Genomic DNA, 21,332 nt, shown 5'->3' with positions numbered 1-21,332 from the left:
GGCATTGTATAATGTTAACATAGCCAAAAATAACCGTCAACGTTTTTTTGATTTTATGATATAATATCCTTTTTTCTTTTCTACAACCTCAACTTCAGAAAATGTTTCCTCTAGTTTTTTAAGCGCAGATGGTGCACCTTGTTTCTTCTGAATAACAATCCAAAGTTCCCCACCTGGTACTAGATGATCCACAGCTTTTTCTAAGATCTCATGCACGATATGTTTACCGGCACGAATTGGAGGATTAGATAGAATAGCAGCATACTTGCCATCTACATTTTCATAGACGCTACTTTGAAAAATACGAACGTTTTCAACTTTGTTATTAGCAGCATTTTCTTTCGCAAGCCCAAGTGCCCTTTCGTTCACATCCACCATGTGAACACTACGCTCTTGAAACTCTTTTGCTAACGACAAACCGATCGGACCGTATCCACATCCGACGTCTAATACATCACCTTTAATATCCGGCATTTGAAACGCTTCAATTAAAAGACGAGAACCAAAGTCCACCTCGTTTTTCGAAAATACCCCATGATCAGATAAAAAAGCAAATTGAGATCCTCGCAATGTATATTCCCATCGTTTACGATCACTTTTGCTCGAAGGGTCGTTAGAAAAATAATGGTCTGCCATATGGCCACCTCTTTTCTTTACAGTTAAAAAAAAAGCCCGCATAAGAGCGAGCTTTTTTTAAGCTTCAAAAGTTAATTACTTAACTTCTACAGCAGCGCCAACTTCTTCAAGTTTAGCTTTCATTTCTTCAGCTTCTTCTTTAGAAGCGCCTTCTTTGATTGCTTTTGGAGTGTTGTCAACTAATTCTTTAGCTTCTTTTAAGCCAAGACCAGTGATTTCACGTACAACTTTGATAACTTTGATTTTTTGTCCGCCAGCACTTTCAAGTACTACGTCAAATTCAGTTTTCTCAGCAGCAGCTTCACCAGCGCCACCAACAACAGCTACAGGAGCAGCAGCAGTTACGCCGAATTCTTCCTCGATAGCTTTTACTAAGTCGTTAAGTTCTAATACAGTCATAGATTTAACTGCTTCAATGATTTGTTCTTTAGTCATTGTAAATATCCTCCCTTAGATAGGTTTGTATTGTTTTATCGATAACACGTAATTATCTTTTAAAAAATTAAGCGCCTTGCTCTTCCTTTTGATCTGCAACTGCTTTAGTAGCAAGTGCAAGGTTACGGATTGGAGCTTGAAGAACGCTAAGAAGCATAGAAAGTAAGCCCTCACGTGATGGAAGAGTAGCAATAGCTTTAACCTCATCAAGTGTTACAAGTTTACCTTCGATTACGCCCGCTTTAATTTCTAAAGCTTCATGATCTTTAGCGAAGTCGTTTAATACTTTCGCAGGAGCAACTACATCCTCGTTACTGAACGCGATTGCGTTTGGTCCTGTTAAGAATTCGTTTAACTCAGCCATTTCAACAGATTCTGCAGCACGACGAGTTAAAGAGTTTTTGTAAACTTTGAACTCAACGCCAGCCTCACGTAAGTTCTTACGTAATTCAGTTGCTTCAGATACTGTTAAACCACGGTAGTCAACAACGATTGTAGATTTACTTTCGCGAAGTTTATCAGCGATTTCAGTTACAACTTGTTGTTTAGTTTCGATTGCTTTGCTCATGTTATTACACCTCCTGTAGATTATATAGAAGATGTACCGAAAGTGCACTAAAAAACCTCCATGCCCAGTTGTAGACATGGAGGCATATAGTCACAGAAAAAAATTCCGCTTCGTATATTAACACCTAGGTAGGAAATTAAGCCAAATTGGCACCTACTGTCTACGGTACACTATTTAAATTCACAACATAAATGATTATATTAAAACTTCTTTATGAAGTCAACTTCCAATTTTTACGCGATTGTAGAAACGTCTACACGTACGCCAGGTCCCATTGTAGAAGCAACAGTTGCATTCTTCATGTAAGTACCTTTTGCAGCAGCTGGTTTAGCTTTTAATAGCGTATCAGCAATTGTTTTGAAGTTTTCTACTAGTTTAGCATCTTCGAAAGATACTTTACCGATTGGAACATGGATGTTACCAGCTTTATCAACGCGGTATTCAACTTTACCAGCTTTGATTTCGTTAACAGCTTTTGTTACATCGAAAGTAACTGTTCCAGTTTTAGGGTTTGGCATTAAACCTTTAGGTCCTAATACGCGACCAAGTTTACCAACTTCACCCATCATGTCAGGAGTTGCTACTACTACATCGAAATCGAACCAACCTTGTTGGATTTTACCGATGTAATCAGTATCACCTACGAAGTCAGCGCCAGCAGCTTCAGCTTCTTTTGCTTTTTCGCCTTTAGCGAATACTAATACACGTTGTACTTTACCAGTACCGTGTGGAAGAACAACTGCACCACGAATTTGTTGGTCAGCTTTCTTAGGGTCAACACCTAAACGGAATGCAGCTTCTACAGTTGCATCAAATTTAGCTGTGTTTGTTTTCTTTACTAATTCTACTGCTTCTGTTGCAGAGTAAGCAGTTGCACGATCAACAAGCTTCGCAGCTTCTACGTACTTTTTACCTCTTTTAGCCATGTTTATTTCCTCCTTGAATGTGGTTTTAGCGGAATAACCTCCCACGTTTACGCCTTCATTTCGGGAAACCCCGAGGATGTGCGCCCATCCATTTATTTAAAAACGATACTCATTTACGATAATAAAGGTTGCGAATTGGAATTCCAGACCCGCAACCTTTTTTACAAAAAACAAATCGAATTAGTCTTCGATAACGATACCCATACTGCGCGCAGTACCTTCAACCATACGCATTGCAGCTTCTACGCTAGCAGCGTTTAGGTCAGGCATTTTAGTTTCAGCGATTTCGCGTACTTTATCACGCTTAACAGTTGCCACTTTATTACGGTTTGGTTCACCAGAACCAGACTCGATACCAGCTACTTTCTTAAGAAGAACAGCAGCAGGAGGAGTTTTAGTAATGAAAGTGAATGAACGGTCTTCGAATACCGTAATTTCAACAGGAATGATAAGACCAGCTTGATCTGCTGTACGAGCGTTGAACTCTTTACAGAAGCCCATGATGTTAACACCCGCTTGTCCTAATGCTGGACCAACTGGTGGAGCTGGGTTAGCTTTACCTGCAGGAATTTGAAGTTTTACCATTTTAATTACCTTTTTAGCCACGAGACACACCTCCTTAAGTCCGTGATGTGGTCAATTGGGCAGTGATTTGCCCTCCCACTTCATATTTTATCTGTAACGATAAAATCTTTTTCAAAAAACGTCTCCGTTACCGAAGACGTACTGACTTAAAAGATATTATCACTTTTTACAATTCATTTCAAGTTTCATTTTATAATTTTTCAATTTGATGGAAATCAAGCTCAACCGGTGTTTCACGACCAAACATATCTACAAGCACTCTTACCTTTTGTTTTTCCATGTCAATCTCTTCGATTGCACCTGTATAGTTCGCGAATGGCCCTTCATTTACACGTACTGTTTCATGAAGTTCAAAGTCGAAATCAACCACTTCATTGTCCATTCCCATATGCTTCATAATGGTAACAACTTCCTCCTCTAATAAAGGAGATGGTTTTGAACCTGATCCAGAAGATCCAACAAAACCTGTTACACCCGGTGTATTACGAACAACATACCAAGAATCATCAGTCATAATTAGTTCAACTAATACATAACCTGGGAATACTTTTCTTTTTGTTAATTTTTCTTTTCCGTTTTTCATTTCTACTTCTACTTCTTCTGGAACAACAACACGGAAAATTTTATCTTGCATTCCCATTGATTCTACACGTTTCTCTAGGTTTGCTTTTACTTTATTTTCATATCCAGAATAAGTATGGACAACATACCAACTTTTTTCCATTCATTTAGGACGAGCGTCCTTCCCTCCCTGACGTACATTTTTTTGTGCAAATGAAAAAACCCGTTCATCGGGCTTTTACACAGTTCGTATAAATAACATTATATCATGGATAAGTGCTTCTTATTCAAGAATTAACCAAGAATTAACCGAATTAAAGAAGAAATACCCATGTCAACTACTGCAAAGAAAACTGCAAAAAACACAACTGTCGCAATAACAGTAGCTGTCGAACGAAGTAATTCATCTTTCTTAGGCCAACTTACTTTTTTCATTTCGCGACCTACATCGCCGAAAAAGTTCGTCAAACGCATTTACGGGACCTCCAGTGTATTGTTTCGATTATTTATTTTGTTTCCTTATGAACTGTATGCATATTGCATGTTTTACAAAATTTCTTTATCTCAAGTCGCTCTACTGAGCTCGTATCTTTCATTGTGGAGTAGTTTCGGTTCTTACACTCTTCACATGAGAGTACAACTTTTTTCCTCATTTGTTACACCAACCTTGTAACATTATGTCCCTAAAAATGTATCATACAATAAAAGACAATGTCAATGACATGCCGCTTACTACCTTACAAAAAGGAAGCAGGAGAATTATTTTCCCCCTGCGACATACACACTATGAGTTTAAAGTTGTATTTTCTCTCATCTCCATATATCGTTCAAGCTTTCTTTTCACACGCTGCAGAGCATTATCAATGGACTTTACATGCCTATTTAACTGCTCTGAGATTTCTTGATAAGAACGACCATCTAAGTATAAAGAAAGCACTTTCCTTTCTAAATCGCTTAATAATTCAGATATTTTTAGTTCTATGTCGGTATATTCTTCCTGACTAATAATCATCTCTTCAGGATCAGTCACCTTTGCTTCTGAAATAACATCTAATAGCGTACGATCAGATTCCTCATCGTAAATCGGTTTGTCTAAAGAAACATACGAATTTAAAGGAATATGTTTTTGTCTCGTTGCTGTCTTAATAGCAGTAATAATTTGACGAGTAATACATAGTTCAGCAAATGCTTTAAAAGAAGATAACTTGTCCTCTTTATAATCACGAATGGCTTTAAATAATCCAATCATACCTTCTTGAACAATATCCTCTCGATCGGCACCTACTAAAAAATACGATCTTGATTTTGCACGAACAAAGTTCTTGTACTTGTGAATTAAATATTCAAGAGCATCAATATTACCTTTTCGAACTAACTCAACTATCGCCTCATCCTCTAAATCGCGAAACGTAACGTTGTTGGTACTTACGAAGCCTGTTTCCACTCTGATCCCTCCGACCGCTATTTATTTAGAAATATTATACAGTAAGCGCTTGAAGAGCGTCAATGCTTCAACGCTCTCCCCGCCTTAATTTTTCTAATTTTTCTGTAATATCCTTACTAAATATCGTTCGCATAGCTGGTTGTTTCTCTTTTACCTCTTGCGTTTGATGGCGCACTTGTTGTTCCATTGCCTGTACCTCTATTTCTAGTTCACGGGCTGACTTCCTAAGCGCTCCTTGTGCAAAAATAACCCACTGCTCCGTATAATCAGAAGTCGCAACATAAATTTGTGTATTAATGTTGCGAAGTTCAATCGCGAGTTGTTCAATTTTTTCATCAGCGGTTTGATTTTTTCTTGTGAAAATAACTTCAACACGCGATTGCTTCATCTTTTTTTCAATTCCTTGAACTGTATAAGCATCAAATACAATCATTACTCTTGTTCCTGTGTAACCTTGATAATCCGCCATCTTATCAATTAGCGCATCCCTTGATGCCTGTAAATCTACATCCCTCAATTTTTTCAAGTCTCTCCAAGCCCCAATAATGTTGTAACCATCAACGATTAAGATATCATTCATTTTCACTCACCGATTTGGTGACGTTTGCGATATACCTCATACATTAACAGACTTGCAGCTACTGAAGCATTTAAGGATGTAACTTTACCAACCATCGGCAAGTTGATTAAGAAATCACACTTTTCACCAATAATACGGCTCATACCTTTTCCTTCACTACCAATTACTAATCCGATTGGCATATTACCATCTAAATTACGGTAATCCGTTTTCCCTCTTGCATCTGTACCCGCAATCCAAAGACCGCGCTCTTTTAAATCATCAATTGTTCGAGATAAGTTTGTCACGCGAGCAACAGGAATATATTCAATTGCTCCTGTCGAAGCTTTTGCAACCGATGCCGTTAACCCTACAGCTCTTCGCTTCGGAATAATAATCCCATGGGCCCCAGTTGCATCTGCCGTACGCATAATAGACCCTAAGTTATGAGGGTCTTCAATTTCATCAAGAATTAAGAAGAAAGGATCTTCATTACGCTTAGCAGCCACTTCAAATAAATCCTCTAATTCTGCATATTGATAGGCTGCTACTTGCGCGATTACACCTTGATGATTTCCTTCGACAAGTTGGTCTAATTTTTTCTTTGGTGCATGTTGCAAAATAATCTTATTCTCTTTTGCTAATGCTAATACGATTTGTACTTGCCCTTTGGCAGCACCTTCTGCGATCCAAATTTTATTAATATCTCGTCCTGATCGTAACGCTTCAATTACAGGGTTACGTCCGATAATATATTCACTACTCATATTGATGTGCCCCCTTCCTTCGTTTCTAAAACATCAATCGCTTTATATACAAGTTCTTCCAATCTTTCGCTATTGTTCAATAAATAATGATAACCAAGTAGTGCCTCGAAGGCAGTACTGTAGCGATATGTTTGCACATCCGTATTTTTAGGAACAGAACCCGAATTTGCATTACGTCCTCTTCTTAAGACCGCTTCTTCTTCCTCTGTCAAAAATGCTGTTTCTAGTAAATGATAAACAACTTTTGCTTGTGCTTTCGCCGAAACAAAGCTTGTCCCTAAACGATGTAATTGGTTAGGACGAACCGTTCCTTTTTGAAGGAGGTGATAGCGGATATATTGTTCGTATACCGCATCACCCATATATGCTAACGCTAAGCTGTTTAATTGCTTTGCATCAATCATGCTTATCCTCTTTTCCATCTTGTACCTTGAGCGGTATCTTCTAAAATAATATTACGCTCTTTTAAATCATCACGAATTTGATCAGACAGTGCAAAGTCGCGATTTTTACGAGCCTCAATACGTTTTTGAATTAATGCCTCAATCTCTTCATCAAGCAATTCTTCTTTTGTTAATTCTAATCCTAAGATACCGAATAACGTTTCAAATTGTTTTACATACGCTCCAATTACAGCTTTTGATGTATGCTCTTCCAATAGGTATTGATTTGCATGGTTTGCTAAATTATATAACTCTGTTATCGCATTTGCTGTATTAAAATCATCGTTCATCGCTTCTTCAAATGCCAACTGGAATTTTTCTACTTCAGCTAACCATTTTTCATTATGGTCTGTTAAATCTGTGCTACTTTCCATACGGTGCTTTAAGTTACCGTAAGCTGTTTTAATACGTTCTAATCCATTATTCGTACTCTGTAATAACTCTTCACTAAAGTTGATTGGATGACGATAATGTACAGATAACATAAAGAAACGAATCAACTGCGGATTATATTGTTTAATAATGTCATGAACTAAAATGAAGTTCCCTAATGATTTAGACATTTTTTCATTATTAATATTAATATATCCATTATGCATCCAGTAACGTGCAAATGTTTTTCCAGTCAATGCTTCTGATTGAGCGATTTCATTTTCATGGTGAGGGAATGCTAAATCTTGCCCACCAGCATGAATATCAATTGTATCACCTAAATATTTGCGCGCCATTGCAGAGCATTCAATGTGCCATCCTGGACGGCCTTTTCCCCACGGACTCTCCCAGAAGATTTCGCCTTCCTTTGCCGACTTCCATAAGGCAAAGTCAAGTGGATCTTGTTTCTTTTCCCCAACTTCAATACGTGCACCATGGCGCAGATCTGCAATTGGTTGATGAGACAATTTGCCATAGCCTTCAAATTCTTTCGTTTTGTAATAAACATCACCTTCAGATTCATATGCATATCCTTTTTTCACAAGTTCCTCAATAAACTCAATAATGATATCCATATTTTCTGTTACACGAGGATGAACTGTAGCATGCTTGCAACCTAATGCAGTTACATCTTCAAAGTACGCTTCAACAAAGCGATTCGCAATTGTTGGAACATCTTCTCCTAATTCATTTGCCGCTTTAATTAACTTATCATCTACATCCGTAAAATTGGAAACATACTGCACCTCATACCCTTTATACTCTAGATAGCGACGTACTGTATCAAATACCATAGGTGGTCTTGCATTCCCAATATGAATATAGTTGTATACCGTCGGTCCGCATACATACATCTTCACTTTATTTTCTTCTAAAGGAATAAACTCCTCTTTCTGACGCGTTAACGTATTATAAATGTGAATAGTCATTTTCATCCTTCCTTTCCACTTTTACTTCAAGTTGCTTTTTTAATTTTTCAAGTTCAGCTTCCATCACTTTTAATTTATCGAAAATTGGATCCGGAAGATCTGAATGGTTCAATTCCTGGCCTATCTTTACTCCATTTTGAATTACGACACGACCAGGTATACCTACAACTGTCGAATGCGCAGGAACTTCTTTTAATACAACGGATCCTGCACCAATTTTGGAATTTTCTCCAACTGTAATGGATCCAAGTACTTTTGCACCAGTTGCAATAAGTACGTTATCTTGGATTGTTGGATGCCTTTTTCCTTTTTCTTTCCCTGTACCACCTAATGTAACTCCTTGATAAATTGTTACATTGTCTCCAATTTCACATGTCTCCCCAATAACAACTCCCATACCATGGTCAATAAAAAAACGGCGACCAATTGTGGCTCCTGGATGAATCTCAATACCGGTAAAAAAACGACTAACTTGTGAAATCCAACGTGCAATAAAGAAAAAATTCCGTTTATAAAAGGCATGTGCAATTCGGTGTGCCCAAACTGCATGTAATCCAGAGTAAGTTAAAATGACCTCGAAATAACTTCGCGCCGCTGGATCTTGTTCAAAAACGACTTCAATATCCTCTCGAAGTCTCTTAAACATCGATATCCCCTCCCCTTTATGGGCTACTTTTCTGAGTGAACCGATTTACCCCGCTATTGGCGGACAATCATACTCCTCCCTCAACATTTCAGCACAAGCAAAAAGTTAGGTTGGAAATAGACTATCCGTAAAGGCCCGATTAGTGAAGACTAATAATTAGTGAGAAATGAAGAAAACACCCACTGATTACAGTTTCACTTTATCGCTAACTCCCTTACTTGTTACCTAGTCTTTATCCATCTGTACAAAAATTTATACCCCTGCCTATTTACATGGTATAAAAAAAGACGCCCCTGTCAAATTGACAGAGACGCCTTATAAGCGCGGTTCCACTCTGTTTAGGCTTAAATAAAGCCTCAAACTCATCATGATAACGGTTTATACCGCTTCTGCTTACTTTGCGTACTTATGACGTTTCCCGAAACTCTTCGTTGTTCAGCAGAAGACTCGAAGGGGCATTTCAAAAATCCGCTTATAAACCACTTCCAGCCAAAAGGTGGTTCTCTCTGTAAAAAGCCTGATTCTCTACTTCTCCTTCTCGTCGCTTTCCTTTATTAGGTTTTTAACGTATTTTTATTATATTTCTAAATTCGTTAAATGTTAACCAATTACTTTACGAATACGATTTAAAACTTTTTCTTTTCCAAGAAGTACGATTGCGTTCGGAAGCTCTGGACCATGTGTTTGGCCAGTAGTTGCAACACGAATTGGCATAAATAAGTTTTTACCTTTATGGCCTGTTTCTTTTTGAACAGCTTTAATTGCTTTCTTAATTGCCGCCGGTTCTACTTCCTCTAAAGCCTCTAATCCTGCTGCAAATGCGCCAAGTACTTCAGGTACTTGTTCACCTTTCAATACTTCTTGTCCTTCTTCTTCATAATCTACATGATCTTTAAAGAACATTTCAGAAAGCTCTACAATTTCAGCTCCAAAGCTCATTTGTTCATGATATAAAGCAATTACATCACGAACCCAAGCTTGTTCTTGTTCACTTAAGTTTTCACTTACACGACCAGCTTTCACTAAATGAGGTAAGCTTAATGCAACAACAGCATCTAGATCTTGCTTTTTCATATATTGGTTGTTCATCCATTTAAGTTTTTGAGAATCGAATAATGCAGGTGATTTTGATAAACGAGCTGCATCAAACATTTCAACAAATTCATCTTTAGAGAAAATTTCTTCTTCTCCTACTGGTGACCAACCAAGTAATGCGATAAAGTTAAAGATCGCTTCTGGAAGATATCCAAGCGCTTCATATTGTTCAATAAATTGAATAATAGATTCATCACGTTTACTTAATTTTTTACGACTCTCATTTACGATTAATGTCATATGACCGAATTGCGGGATATCCCATCCAAATGCTTCATAAATCATCATTTGTTTCGGCGTATTAGAAATGTGATCATCACCACGAAGAACGTGTGTGATTTCCATTAAATGATCATCTACTGCTACCGCAAAGTTATACGTTGGAATACCATCTTTTTTCACAATAACGAAATCACCAAAGTCATTTGAGTGGAAAGCAACTTCATCTTTTACGATATCCTTAAATGTGTAGTCGCGGTCAGCTGGTACACGGAAACGAATACTTGGAATGCGGCCTTCTGCTTCAAATTGTTTGATTTGTTCTTCTGTTAAATCACGGTGATTCCCTGCATAACGAGGTGTTTCACCACGAGCGATTTGTCCTTCGCGCTCTGCTTCTAATTCTTCTTCTGTCATGTAGCATTTATAAGCTAAACCACGCTCTAGTAAATCTTCATATAACTTTTTATAAATATCTAAACGTTCTGTTTGGCGATATGGTCCATATTCACCGCCAACATCAACACCTTCATCCCAGTCCATACCGAGCCATTTCAAGTATTTTAATTGGCTTTCTTCACCACCAGCAACGTTACGTTTTACATCAGTATCTTCAATACGAATAATAAACTTGCCATCTTGATGACGAGCAAATAAATAATTAAATAATGCCGTACGCGCATTTCCGATATGTAAGTGTCCTGTTGGACTTGGCGCATAGCGCACTCTCACTTGCTTTTCCATAATTGGTACACCTTCCATTCTTAATGTCAACACATTCTATAATTGTACACCAAAAAAATATGATTATCCATCTTACGAATCAAAAACAACTATTTTTTCTGTAATAATACAACTGCTTGAGAAGCAATTCCTTCTTCTCTCCCTGTAAATCCTAATTTTTCAGTCGTTGTCGCCTTTACATTAATATTATCTATAGAGGTTTCTAACAACTCACTAATACGCTTACGCATACTTTCAATATGTGGGGCCATTTTTGGCTTCTGTGCAATAATTGTACAATCTAGATTACCTAACTCATACCCTTGCTCACGCACAAATTCCCAAACTTTTTGTAATAACACCGCTGAATCTGCATCCTTAAAGGCAGGATCTGTATCTGGAAAATGTTTTCCGATGTCACCTGCAGCAATTGCTCCTAAACATGCATCAGCAATTGTATGTAAAAGTACATCTGCATCTGAGTGACCTAATAAACCTTTTTCATGCGGAATCGTAATTCCACCGATAATTAATGGTCTACCTTCTGCAAATTCGTGTACATCAAAACCTTGTCCAATTCGAAACATTTTACATCCTCCTTAAACTAAACTACTGAAACTCATAATCTTATTTCGATGAATCTATTAAGAAAAGCCCGGTAGTTACCGAGCTTTTCTTAATATTATACCATCACTATCGTTCCTTCTGAACACGCAGGAAACTTTCGGCAATTAATAAATCTTCTGGTGTTGTTACTTTAATATTATAATAACTACCCTCTACTACGCCTACTTCTTTTCCTATGCGTTCTACAAGACTTGCATCATCTGTACCAAGGAAGCATCCTTGTTTCGCACTCCTATGCGCCTCTAATAAAAGAGGAACGGAAAACCCTTGTGGTGTTTGTACCGCTCTTAACTGAGAACGTTCAACTGTTTCAACAACCGTATTCTGTTCTACTTTTTTCACAGTATCTTTAACAGGTACTGCACAAATAGAAGCACCCTTCTGCTTCGCTGTAGTTAATACAGCATGAATCATTTTATTCGTTACAAACGGACGTGCTCCATCGTGTACAAGAACGTAATCAACATGCTTCACATGTTGAACAGCGTTATACACGCTATCTTGTCTTTCAGCTCCGCCCTGAATAAACTGCACATCCTTTTGAATATGATACTTCTGCATTAACTCTTCAAAATAAGGGCGTTCCTCTTCATTAATTGCCATAATAATATTTTTACATGCTTTATCTTTTTCAAAGGCGCGTAATGTATGCACAATAATAGGCACTTCATTAATAAGCAAAAATAATTTATTTTTACCAGCACCCATTCGCTTCCCTTGGCCCGCAGCCGGAATAATTAATGTATACATGCTAATAACCCTCTACTTATAATGCTTTTTCTAGTAATTTACGCTTCGCAAAAATCATGCGACCAGCAGATGTTTGTAGTACACTCGTAACAAGTACATCCAGTTGTGAACCAACATATTCCCTACCGTCTTCTACTACAATCATCGTACCATCATCTAAATAAGCAACACCTTGATTTTGTTCTTTTCCATCTTTGACAACATAAACACTTAATTCTTCACCAGGAAGTACAACTGGTTTAATCGCATTTGCTAAATCATTAATGTTCAGAACCGTTACTCCTTGTAGTTCAGAAACTTTATTTAAATTAAAATCATTCGTGACAACAGTACCACCAGTTACCTTCGCTAATTTCACAAGCTTGCTGTCCACTTCTTGAATGTCTTCGAAATCGCCTTCATAAATCTCTACTGGAATTGGCATCTCTTTTTGAATACGGTTTAAAATATCTAATCCTCTACGCCCGCGATTACGCTTTAATGCATCAGAAGAATCTGCAATATGTTGCAACTCTTCTAATACAAACTGAGGAATCACAATTGTTCCTTCTAGAAACTTTGTTTGACAAATATCAGCAATACGTCCGTCAATGATTACACTTGTATCAAGAATTTTCCAATGAGAAGAGGATTCTTCTACTCCTGCTTCTGTTCCAACTTCTTCATTCTCGTTATTATTATTTTTCTTCTTACCACCGCGTTGGGGTAGTGTAAATAATCCTAACAATTCATTTCTCTTTTTAAATCCTACTTGGAACCCTAAGTAACCAAGTAAAAGTGTAAAGAAGATTTGTAATACAGTGCTAATAACTGGAATTGTAAATTCACGAATTGGTATCAAAATTAAATATGCAACAATAAGGCCCGAAATTAATCCTAGCGTACCAAATAAAACATCTGTTACAGGAGCCTTTACAAGCGCTTCTTCAATATGTTTAATAAGCTGAACAATATAATCTACGAGCCAAAATGTTGTTAAAAATAAAATAATGGCACCAATAATTGCACGAACATATGAGCCTTCAAGTAAAGGAACTGCACCAATGTCCAATACATTAATAAGTTTCGGGATTAAATAAATCCCTAATGCTCCCCCGATTACTAAAAAGAAGAGCTGTACGATCCGTTTTAACATCCAACCACCTCCTACTCATTATTAACCATTGTTTTGCTAATCAAAACGCCGAATGCAAAAGCGGACGTGTCTTTTCATAAATTGTTTTATTTACCAATATACCATATCATATACCAAAAATGCGCTAGTGTCGTTATATTATGAAATCAATGTAATATTCTTAATTGTGTCTACTCATATATAAATGCTCTTGGATTCGTTTTAAACCTTCACGTATTTTTTTCGCTCGAACTTCTCCAATTCCTTCTACATCATCTAATTCGTTAATACTTGCGCGACAAACACCTTGCAATGTTCTAAATCGATTAATTAAGTTTTCAATAATAAGAGGTGGTACCCTAGAAATTTTACTTGTAATCCTATACCCTCTCGGTGTAACACTTTCCTCTAAACTCATTTGTCCTGGGTAACCAAGCAATTTCACTAAATCACTATCTTCTAAAAGCTGTGCATTTGCAAGCTCCTGTAATTTTTTTAAAATTTGGTAGTGATCCTGTGTCTTTTCCTGATAGTAGTCTTTAATTAATAATGCCGCCTCTGCTTCCAAATCTGCCAATAGCTCAGTAAGCTGTAAACGAATAAGTCTACCTTCTGTTCCTAATTCATGAATATAACTTAGGATTTCGTTCTTAATACGAAGTACCATCTCAACACTATGCAAGACATGGACCACTTCAGACATCGTAACAACTTCCTCAAATTCTAGAATACCCAAATTCGTAATACCATCATTCCATACTGCCTTGTATTTTTCTAAAGTTTGAATTGCCTGATTTGCCTTTGTTAAAATAACACCTATGTCTTTTAGTGTATAACGTAGACTTCCCTGATATAGCGTAATTACGTTACGCCTTTGTGAAATAGCAACAACAAGACTTCCCGTTTGCTTCGCTACACGTTCTGCTGTACGATGACGCATTCCTGTTTCAATGGAATCAATAGATGACTCGGGAACCAATTGTGCATTTGCAATTAAAATTTTACTTCCCGTCTCATTTAAAATAAGAGCTCCATCCATTTTTGCTAGTTCGTATAAACTGGCAGGAGAGAATGCACAATTAATATGAAACCCTCCATCAACAATACTTTTAATCTGATCGTTATATCCAAGGACAATTAAGCCACCTGTTTGCGCGCGAAGTACATTATCTATTCCTTCCCGCAGAGGTGTCCCTGGTGCAACAAGCTGTAAAATATTAATCATACTTTTGACACGTTGCTTGTTTTCTTCCATAGCCTAGCCTCCTAATGTCAAACGAAGCGCCTCTCCTAAATTAGATACACCAACTACTTCAATCCCGTCAGGAATTGTCCAACCCCCTAAATTTTTTCGTGGGATGATGGCGCGCTGAAATCCTAATTTAGCCGCTTCTTGTACTCGTTGTTCAATTCTCGATACCCTTCTTACTTCTCCAGTTAACCCAACTTCTCCTATTACCGCATCGGTTGGTGCAGTTGACTTATCTCGAAAACTCGATGCAATACTTAAAGCAACCGCCAAATCAATTGCTGGTTCATCCAATCGTAATCCTCCAGCAACCTTTAAATAAGCATCTTGGTTTTGCAATAATAAACCTGCTCTTTTTTCTAGCACTGCCATAATAAGCGATACACGATTATGATCAATCCCTGTAGCCATTCTTCGTGGATTTCCAAAACTAGTAGGAGAAATTAATGCTTGTATTTCTACTAAAACCGGCCTTGTCCCTTCCATAGAAGCTACAACTGTAGAGCCAGCAACTCCAACGGGTCTTTCTTCTAGAAAAATCTCAGAAGGATTTAATACTTCCGCAAGACCTAATTCCTTCATTTCAAATATACCCATTTCATTTGTAGAACCAAAGCGATTTTTAACTGCTCGTAAAATACGATATGTATGATGACGGTCTCCTTCAAAATAAAGAACTGCATCCACCATATGCTCTAACATACGCGGCCCTGCAATTGCGCCTTCTTTCGTTACATGTCCTACGATAAAAATTGGAATTCCTTTCGTTTTTGCAAGCTTCATCAGTTCGGCTGTACATTCACGTACTTGTGAAACACTTCCTGGCGCTGAGGTTACTTCTGGTAAATAAATAGTTTGAATGGAATCAATAACAACAAAGGAAGGATTCATTTCATCGATATGTGCCGCAATTCTCTGTAAATCTGTTTCCGAAACAACAAATAAGTTATCTCCATTTACATGTAGACGATCTGCACGAAGTTTAATTTGTTTTGCTGATTCTTCACCAGATATATACAATACATCATACGAAGAATCCGCTAATTGCGATGATATTTGTAGCAATAAAGTTGACTTTCCAATTCCAGGGTCTCCTCCAATAAGTACGAGGGAACCATCAACAATTCCTCCACCGAGTACACGATTAAATTCTTGAAATTTTGTTTCAATCCGTGCCTCTGATTTTGTTTCTACTTCTGTAAGACGCCTTGGCTTCGTTACTTCCGTTTGAATCGCATTTGCATAGTTGATACGCCTTGATGATACAACTTGTTCCATCTCTTCAACAAGCGTATTCCATTGCCCGCATCCAGGGCACTTCCCCATATATTTCGGTGACTGATAACCACATTCTTGACATATAAATTTCGTTTTCTTTTTAGCCATTTTGTTTTTTACTTCACTTCACTTTCATATGTAAACATGTATCCTTCTTGTACAAGAAAGAGGGCTATTATTTAGCCCTCTTTGTTTGTCTATACTTATTTTACCTTTTCTGCACTGCGAATGACAAATGATTCTCCTTCAGCATCAAAGACAACTTTTTGACCTTTCTCAATTGCTCCTTTTAGAAGCTCTTCTGATAATCGATCTTCTACATGTTTTTGAATTGCTCGACGGAGTGGACGAGCACCATACTCACGATCAAATCCTTTATCAGCAATCGCTTCAATCGCTTTGCTTGTTAACTCTAATTCAATCTCTTGTTCTTTTAATCGATTCACTAGTTGATTAACCATAAGCGTTACAATCTCTTGAATATGCTTTTTCTCAAGCATATGGAACACAATAATTTCATCAATGCGGTTTAAGAATTCTGGACGAAACGCTTTTTTCAATTCATCCATTACTTTGCCCTTCATATCTGAATAATCACGGCCCTCATCTTGTACGTTAAAACCAAGATGTTTATTGCGTTTTAACGCTTCCGCACCAACGTTAGATGTCATAATAACAATTGTATTACGGAAATCAACTGTACGCCCTTTAGAATCTGTTAAACGTCCATCTTCTAGCACTTGCAGTAAAATGTTAAATACATCTGGATGAGCCTTCTCTACTTCATCTAATAGAACGACAGAATATGGTTTACGGCGAACCTTTTCAGTCAATTGACCGCCTTCTTCATATCCAACATATCCTGGAGGAGATCCTACTAAGCGAGACGTAGAATGTTTCTCCATGTACTCAGACATATCAATACGAATCATCGCATCCTCATCACCGAACATAGATTCTGCTAATGCGCGTGCAAGCTCAGTTTTACCTACACCAGTCGGTCCTAAGAAAATAAATGAACCAATTGGACGTTTTGGATCTTTTAAACCCGCTCGTGCACGGCGCACCGCTTTCGCTACCGCGACAACAGCTTCATCTTGGCCAATTACACGGTCATGTAAAATAGATTCTAGATTCAATAATTTATTTGTTTCTGTTTGTGCCAGTTTAGAAACTGGAATACGTGTCCACGTAGAAACAACATTTGCAATATCTTCTACTGTTACTTCTGAGTTTTCTTTTCCTTGCTGCTCTTTCCACTGACGTTTCGTATCTTCTAACTTTTCACGTAAGCGTTGTTCCATATCTCGTAAAGAAGCTGCCTTTTCAAACTCTTGGCTCTGTACGGCTGCATCCTTTTCTTTTCGAATTTCTTCAAGCTTCACTTCAAGTTCTTTTAAATTTGGCGGTGTTGTATAGGAACGTAAGCGTACTTTTGAAGCTGCTTCATCGATTAGGTCAATCGCTTTATCAGGTAAGAAACGATCTGTAATATAACGATCCGAAAGTTTTACAGATGCATCAATTGCATCATCTGTAATGGAAACGCGATGATGTGCCTCGTAACGATCGCGTAATCCTTTTAAAATTTGAATCGATTCTTCTAAGCTTGGTTCGTCAACATGAATTGGTTGGAAACGTCTTTCTAACGCTGCATCTTTTTCAATGTATTTACGATACTCATCTAATGTTGTCGCCCCAATACATTGCAATTCACCACGTGCTAACGATGGTTTTAAAATATTGGATGCGTCAATCGCACCTTCTGCACCACCTGCACCAATTAATGTATGAAGTTCATCGATAAACAAGATAATATTACCCGCTTGTCGAATTTCATCCATCACTTTCTTTAAGCGATCTTCAAATTCACCACGATACTTTGTACCAGCTACAACTGTACCCATATCTAACGTCATAACACGCTTATCACGTAATGTTTCTGGAACTTCATTATTTACAATTTGCTGTGCTAAGCCCTCAGCAATTGCTGTTTTACCTACACCAGGTTCTCCAATTAATACTGGGTTATTCTTAGTTCTGCGACTCAATACTTCAATAACACGTTGAATCTCTTTACTACGGCCAATAACAGGATCTAGGCGCCCTTCACGTGCAACAACTGTCAAATCTCTTGCTAAACTATCAAGCGTTGGTGTATTTGCATTTGCTGATGCACCACCTTGATGACCTGATGTAGCTTCATTGCTTCCAAGAAGCTGCAATACTTGTTGTCTTGCTTTATTTAAACTTACACCTAAGTTATTTAAAACACGCGCTGCAACACCTTCTCCTTCACGGATTAATCCTAATAAAATGTGTTCCGTTCCGACATAAGAATGACCAAGCTTACGTGCCTCATCCATCGATAACTCAATTACTTTTTTGGCACGTGGTGTATAATGAACAGTTTGAGACATCTCTGTTCCACGCCCAATTAATCCCTCTACTTCTTTTTGTACCTTCTCTGGACTTAACCCAAGGGCAATTAACGCTTTAGCTGCAATTCCTTCTCCTTCGCGTACAAGCCCAAGTAAAATATGTTCTGTCCCAATATTATTATGTCCAATGCGAATTGCCTCTTCTTGAGATAAAGCTAATACTTTCTGTGCTCGTTCTGTAAATCTTCCAAACATCATAGAAATCGCCTCCTACTTGCGCTCAATTTTGTTCAATTCGTAATCGTTCACGGATTAATGTTGCTCTTCGATAATCCCTTTCTTCCGGGCTTAAAGGACCGCCCGCGTATTGCTGTAAAATTCCTGGCTGAGTTAATACCATCAGCTCTGTTAAAATATTTCTTGATATATTTTTTATATAACCAAGGTCAATGCCTAGCCGCATATCTGACAGACAAGTAGCTGCCTCTGTCGATTGAATTAATCGACTATTGGCCAGTACACCATAAGAACGATATACTCGGTCTTCAAGTTCAATACTTGAATTTTTCTTAATCAGTTCTCGAGCTACTTTCTCTTGTTGTATAAGCTGATGAACGACACTCTCTAAATCTGCTATAATATCTTCTTCTGATTTTCCTAATGTCATTTGATTAGAAACTTGAAATATATTACCTAAGGCTTCGCTACCTTCACCGTATATTCCTCTTACGACTAAACCTAATTGTTGAATCGCTTGTATAATACGATTTATCTGTTTCGTCAAAACAAGTGCTGGTAAATGCATCATCACAGAAGCGCGTAACCCCGTTCCAACATTTGTAGGGCAACTTGTAATATAGCCAAGCGATTCATCAAAAGCATATTCAACTGTTTCTTCAATCCAAGTATCCATTTTGTTTGCGTTTTGTAACGCTCCTAATAATTGCAATCCTGAGAACAAACACTGAATCCGCACATGGTCTTCTTCATTAAGCATTACACTTATATGTTCGTTTTCTGATAGTAGACACGCACCAAATTCTGTTCCAGCAAGATTAGGACTAATTAAATGTTTTTCTACTAAAACCCTTCGCTGAAGCGGCTTTAGTTCATTCATTTTTAATAGTTCAAAATTCCCGAAGGATTTCACTTTCTGATTTACAAACTTCTTTTGAAATAAATTAGTAATCTGCTTAGCTTCTTCATCCGTTTGCATAATAGGGAAATGATAATCTTTTAAATTACGAGCCAAACGAATACGACTACTTAAAACAATATCAGAATCGGGACCATCTCCCCTCATCCACGGACTAATTGCTTCATTCATAATACGATCCAGTGACATAGAATTATTCCCCCTCTCTATGCTCACTAAGCTGATTTTCAATACTTCGAATTTGATCACGCGTTTGAGCTGCGTTTTCAAATTCTTCTTTCTGTACATATTGCCTTAATTTTAGTTTTAGTTCATCTAATTCTTTCTTTAGATGAATATTTCCTCCCATACGTTCTGGAATTTTTCCACAATGATGTGTATGACCACCATGAAGCCGCTTCAGCATTGGCTTTAGTTGTTCCTTAAATGTCTCATAACAAGAAGCACATCCAAAGCGACCCACTTTTGCAAATTGTTTATATGTCATATTACAAGTTGGACATCGCAACACTCTTGTATCCGAAAAGCTATCCTCTTGGTTTTCAATCATTGATTGTTTTCCATGTAGCAATCCAGCTAGTAAGTCATGAAAAGAAAAACTAGATTGTGTTGATTGAAAGAAAGACGTATAGCCATTTTGCTCTGCACATTGCTCACAAAGATGAACTTCCGTCTTTTGTCCGTTTATCACTTTTGTATAATGTAAAGCTGCTGGTCTTATATTACAATTTTGACAAGTCATCTTATATCCCTACCTTCACAACAGGAACGATCTACCTCATGATACTTTTTATACGTCATTAGATTATTTTGTTAACTTAATCTTATCTGTAAAAAGTCCCACTATAAAATGAATTACCGCTAAAAACATTTCTTAACAAAAGCTGTATTTATTTATATTTCAGTGTCCTTAACATTGCGCATAGTATCCGAGCCCTAAGTTCATCTCGAGAAGGTAAATCCATTAATAATACAGATCGATCTAGCACACTCAGCATAAGTTTTGCTTCCCGATTTGTCACAATATCTTCTTCCACTAATCGGATAATAATACTTTCCGCATTTCCTTGCGCAATACTATGCTCAATCATATGAAGCATTTGATCAATAATGTCTATATCGTCATGCAATTTGACTTTGATAATGCGAATGTAACCTCCTCCGCCTCGTTTACTTTCAACTACAAATCCTCTTTCTAACGTAAAACGAGTATTGATTACATAATTAATTTGAGACGGGACACAATCAAATCGATCCGCAATCTCATTTCTCTTAATCTCAATCACATTATTATTGCTTAAGTCAATAACTTGCTTTAGATATTGCTCAATGATATCAGATATATTTCTCATTTATCCGCCACCTTTATTGACTTTGACTATCTTTGACTTTAATTATATACGTATTAAAGAAATTTGCAACTCTTTTGCTTCTTCACTATCCTAGCCAAAATTTTTGTTCTTTAATCACTCAATTTATTATTTAGGTCTATTAAAAAAATACCCTTTAAATGTCTTATTAAATTTATAACAATGTAAGACTATAGGGGTTACCAATGTGCATTTTATAAAAGTCTAGGATGAAGAAAAGCAGAAGTTTTCCTATTGAGAAATTAACAAAGAATACAGAGGATGCAATCACTCACACAAAATGTAAGAAGCTGTTATGGTGTAGCTTTTGCTATCAACATTGAAGAAATTCGGAAAATGATGAAAGATGGGCTATTTTTTAAAGTGTACAAAAAAGACGAGTCAAAATGACTCGTCTTAAAATTGCTTGGCGACGTCCTACTCTCACAGGGGCAAGGCC

The 21,332-nt window shown here is 37.3% G+C and carries 24 protein-coding genes and 2 other annotated features; all 24 genes read right to left on the bottom strand.

All coding sequences use genetic code 11. The features are described 5' to 3' along the window. Nucleotides 1–36 precede the first annotated feature (36 nt). Nucleotides 37–636 (bottom strand): class I SAM-dependent methyltransferase, encoded by a 600-nt coding sequence (locus Y7E_RS0104520; RefSeq protein ID WP_017150120.1) that lies wholly within the window; start codon nucleotides 634–636, stop codon nucleotides 37–39. Nucleotides 637–711: 75 nt separating this feature from the next. Beyond that, a complete protein-coding gene (gene rplL / locus Y7E_RS0104515; protein WP_017150119.1) occupies nucleotides 712–1,071 on the bottom strand; it encodes a 50S ribosomal protein L7/L12 in 360 nt (119 codons plus the stop codon). Nucleotides 1,072–1,138: 67 nt separating this feature from the next. Then, the gene (gene rplJ / locus Y7E_RS0104510) at nucleotides 1,139–1,639 is read right to left on the bottom strand and encodes a 50S ribosomal protein L10 (RefSeq protein WP_017150118.1); all 501 of its coding nucleotides are present in this window, start codon (nucleotides 1,637–1,639) and stop codon (nucleotides 1,139–1,141) included. A gap of 40 nt (nucleotides 1,640–1,679) precedes the next feature. Continuing rightward, nucleotides 1,680–1,823, bottom strand: a sequence feature (ribosomal protein L10 leader region). A 49-nt stretch (nucleotides 1,824–1,872) separates the two neighbouring features. Beyond that, nucleotides 1,873–2,565: a 50S ribosomal protein L1 gene (gene rplA, locus Y7E_RS0104505; RefSeq protein WP_003205496.1), complete on the bottom strand. Its 693-nt coding sequence runs from the start codon at nucleotides 2,563–2,565 to the stop codon at nucleotides 1,873–1,875. Nucleotides 2,566–2,745: 180 nt separating this feature from the next. Beyond that, nucleotides 2,746–3,171, bottom strand: a complete 426-nt coding sequence (gene rplK, locus Y7E_RS0104500) for a 50S ribosomal protein L11 (RefSeq protein WP_001085872.1) — start codon at nucleotides 3,169–3,171, stop codon at nucleotides 2,746–2,748. A 169-nt stretch (nucleotides 3,172–3,340) separates the two neighbouring features. Continuing rightward, complete coding sequence (gene nusG, locus Y7E_RS0104495) at nucleotides 3,341–3,874, bottom strand: transcription termination/antitermination protein NusG (RefSeq protein ID WP_000415795.1); 534 nt, start codon at nucleotides 3,872–3,874, stop codon at nucleotides 3,341–3,343. A 131-nt stretch (nucleotides 3,875–4,005) separates the two neighbouring features. Then, nucleotides 4,006–4,185, bottom strand: coding sequence for a preprotein translocase subunit SecE (gene secE, locus Y7E_RS0104490; RefSeq protein ID WP_003194325.1), 180 nt, complete (start codon nucleotides 4,183–4,185; stop codon nucleotides 4,006–4,008). A 32-nt stretch (nucleotides 4,186–4,217) separates the two neighbouring features. Further along, nucleotides 4,218–4,364 carry a 50S ribosomal protein L33 gene (gene rpmG, locus Y7E_RS31360; protein WP_002055487.1) on the bottom strand — a complete coding sequence of 49 codons (147 nt, stop codon included), beginning with the start codon at nucleotides 4,362–4,364 and terminating at the stop codon, nucleotides 4,218–4,220. A 131-nt stretch (nucleotides 4,365–4,495) separates the two neighbouring features. Next, complete coding sequence (locus Y7E_RS0104485; RefSeq protein WP_003194323.1) at nucleotides 4,496–5,155, bottom strand: RNA polymerase factor sigma-70; 660 nt, start codon at nucleotides 5,153–5,155, stop codon at nucleotides 4,496–4,498. A gap of 67 nt (nucleotides 5,156–5,222) precedes the next feature. Next, nucleotides 5,223–5,735, bottom strand: coding sequence for an NYN domain-containing protein (locus Y7E_RS0104480; RefSeq protein ID WP_017150116.1), 513 nt, complete (start codon nucleotides 5,733–5,735; stop codon nucleotides 5,223–5,225). Nucleotides 5,736–5,737: 2 nt separating this feature from the next. Then, nucleotides 5,738–6,481 (bottom strand): 23S rRNA (guanosine(2251)-2'-O)-methyltransferase RlmB, encoded by a 744-nt coding sequence (rlmB, locus tag Y7E_RS0104475; RefSeq protein WP_017150115.1) that lies wholly within the window; start codon nucleotides 6,479–6,481, stop codon nucleotides 5,738–5,740. Further along, nucleotides 6,478–6,885, bottom strand: coding sequence for a Mini-ribonuclease 3 (locus Y7E_RS0104470; RefSeq protein WP_017150114.1), 408 nt, complete (start codon nucleotides 6,883–6,885; stop codon nucleotides 6,478–6,480). Before Y7E_RS0104470 ends, rlmB begins: the two co-directional genes overlap by 4 nt. Nucleotides 6,886–6,887: 2 nt before the next feature. Then, the gene (cysS, locus tag Y7E_RS0104465; RefSeq protein WP_017150113.1) at nucleotides 6,888–8,285 is read right to left on the bottom strand and encodes a cysteine--tRNA ligase; all 1,398 of its coding nucleotides are present in this window, start codon (nucleotides 8,283–8,285) and stop codon (nucleotides 6,888–6,890) included. Further along, on the bottom strand, nucleotides 8,266–8,931 hold the full coding sequence (cysE, locus tag Y7E_RS0104460; RefSeq protein WP_017150112.1) for a serine O-acetyltransferase: 666 nt from the start codon (nucleotides 8,929–8,931) through the stop codon (nucleotides 8,266–8,268). The genes cysS and cysE overlap by 20 nt, the downstream gene beginning before the upstream one ends. 303 nt (nucleotides 8,932–9,234) lie before the next feature. Then, nucleotides 9,235–9,482 (bottom strand) — a binding site (T-box leader). 49 nt (nucleotides 9,483–9,531) lie between these two features. After that, nucleotides 9,532–10,989, bottom strand: a complete 1,458-nt coding sequence (gene gltX, locus Y7E_RS0104455) for a glutamate--tRNA ligase (RefSeq protein WP_017150111.1) — start codon at nucleotides 10,987–10,989, stop codon at nucleotides 9,532–9,534. Nucleotides 10,990–11,078: 89 nt separating this feature from the next. Beyond that, nucleotides 11,079–11,555 carry a 2-C-methyl-D-erythritol 2,4-cyclodiphosphate synthase gene (ispF, locus tag Y7E_RS0104450; RefSeq protein ID WP_017150110.1) on the bottom strand — a complete coding sequence of 159 codons (477 nt, stop codon included), beginning with the start codon at nucleotides 11,553–11,555 and terminating at the stop codon, nucleotides 11,079–11,081. 106 nt (nucleotides 11,556–11,661) lie between these two features. Then, nucleotides 11,662–12,345 carry a 2-C-methyl-D-erythritol 4-phosphate cytidylyltransferase gene (ispD, locus tag Y7E_RS0104445; RefSeq protein ID WP_017150109.1) on the bottom strand — a complete coding sequence of 228 codons (684 nt, stop codon included), beginning with the start codon at nucleotides 12,343–12,345 and terminating at the stop codon, nucleotides 11,662–11,664. Between the two features lie 16 nt (nucleotides 12,346–12,361). Next, a complete protein-coding gene (locus Y7E_RS0104440) occupies nucleotides 12,362–13,480 on the bottom strand; it encodes a PIN/TRAM domain-containing protein (RefSeq protein ID WP_017150108.1) in 1,119 nt (372 codons plus the stop codon). A gap of 160 nt (nucleotides 13,481–13,640) precedes the next feature. After that, a complete protein-coding gene (gene disA / locus Y7E_RS0104435) occupies nucleotides 13,641–14,714 on the bottom strand; it encodes a DNA integrity scanning diadenylate cyclase DisA (RefSeq protein ID WP_017150107.1) in 1,074 nt (357 codons plus the stop codon). Between the two features lie 3 nt (nucleotides 14,715–14,717). Continuing rightward, a complete protein-coding gene (radA, locus tag Y7E_RS0104430; RefSeq protein WP_017150106.1) occupies nucleotides 14,718–16,094 on the bottom strand; it encodes a DNA repair protein RadA in 1,377 nt (458 codons plus the stop codon). Between the two features lie 95 nt (nucleotides 16,095–16,189). After that, complete coding sequence (gene clpC, locus Y7E_RS0104425; RefSeq protein ID WP_017150105.1) at nucleotides 16,190–18,625, bottom strand: ATP-dependent protease ATP-binding subunit ClpC; 2,436 nt, start codon at nucleotides 18,623–18,625, stop codon at nucleotides 16,190–16,192. A 22-nt stretch (nucleotides 18,626–18,647) separates the two neighbouring features. Then, nucleotides 18,648–19,712: a protein-arginine kinase McsB gene (locus Y7E_RS0104420; RefSeq protein WP_017150104.1), complete on the bottom strand. Its 1,065-nt coding sequence runs from the start codon at nucleotides 19,710–19,712 to the stop codon at nucleotides 18,648–18,650. A 4-nt stretch (nucleotides 19,713–19,716) separates the two neighbouring features. Next, nucleotides 19,717–20,265, bottom strand: a complete 549-nt coding sequence (locus Y7E_RS0104415) for a protein-arginine kinase activator protein McsA (RefSeq protein ID WP_017150103.1) — start codon at nucleotides 20,263–20,265, stop codon at nucleotides 19,717–19,719. Between the two features lie 148 nt (nucleotides 20,266–20,413). Next, nucleotides 20,414–20,875 (bottom strand): transcriptional regulator CtsR, encoded by a 462-nt coding sequence (ctsR, locus tag Y7E_RS0104410; RefSeq protein ID WP_016116930.1) that lies wholly within the window; start codon nucleotides 20,873–20,875, stop codon nucleotides 20,414–20,416. Nucleotides 20,876–21,332: the final 457 nt, after the last annotated feature.

Source organism: Bacillus bingmayongensis, from assembly GCF_000299035.1.
Lineage (GTDB): Bacteria > Bacillota > Bacilli > Bacillales > Bacillaceae_G > Bacillus_A > Bacillus_A bingmayongensis.
The sequence above is the reverse complement of the archived record's forward strand: the minus strand, read 5'-3'. Positions and strand labels throughout refer to the sequence as shown.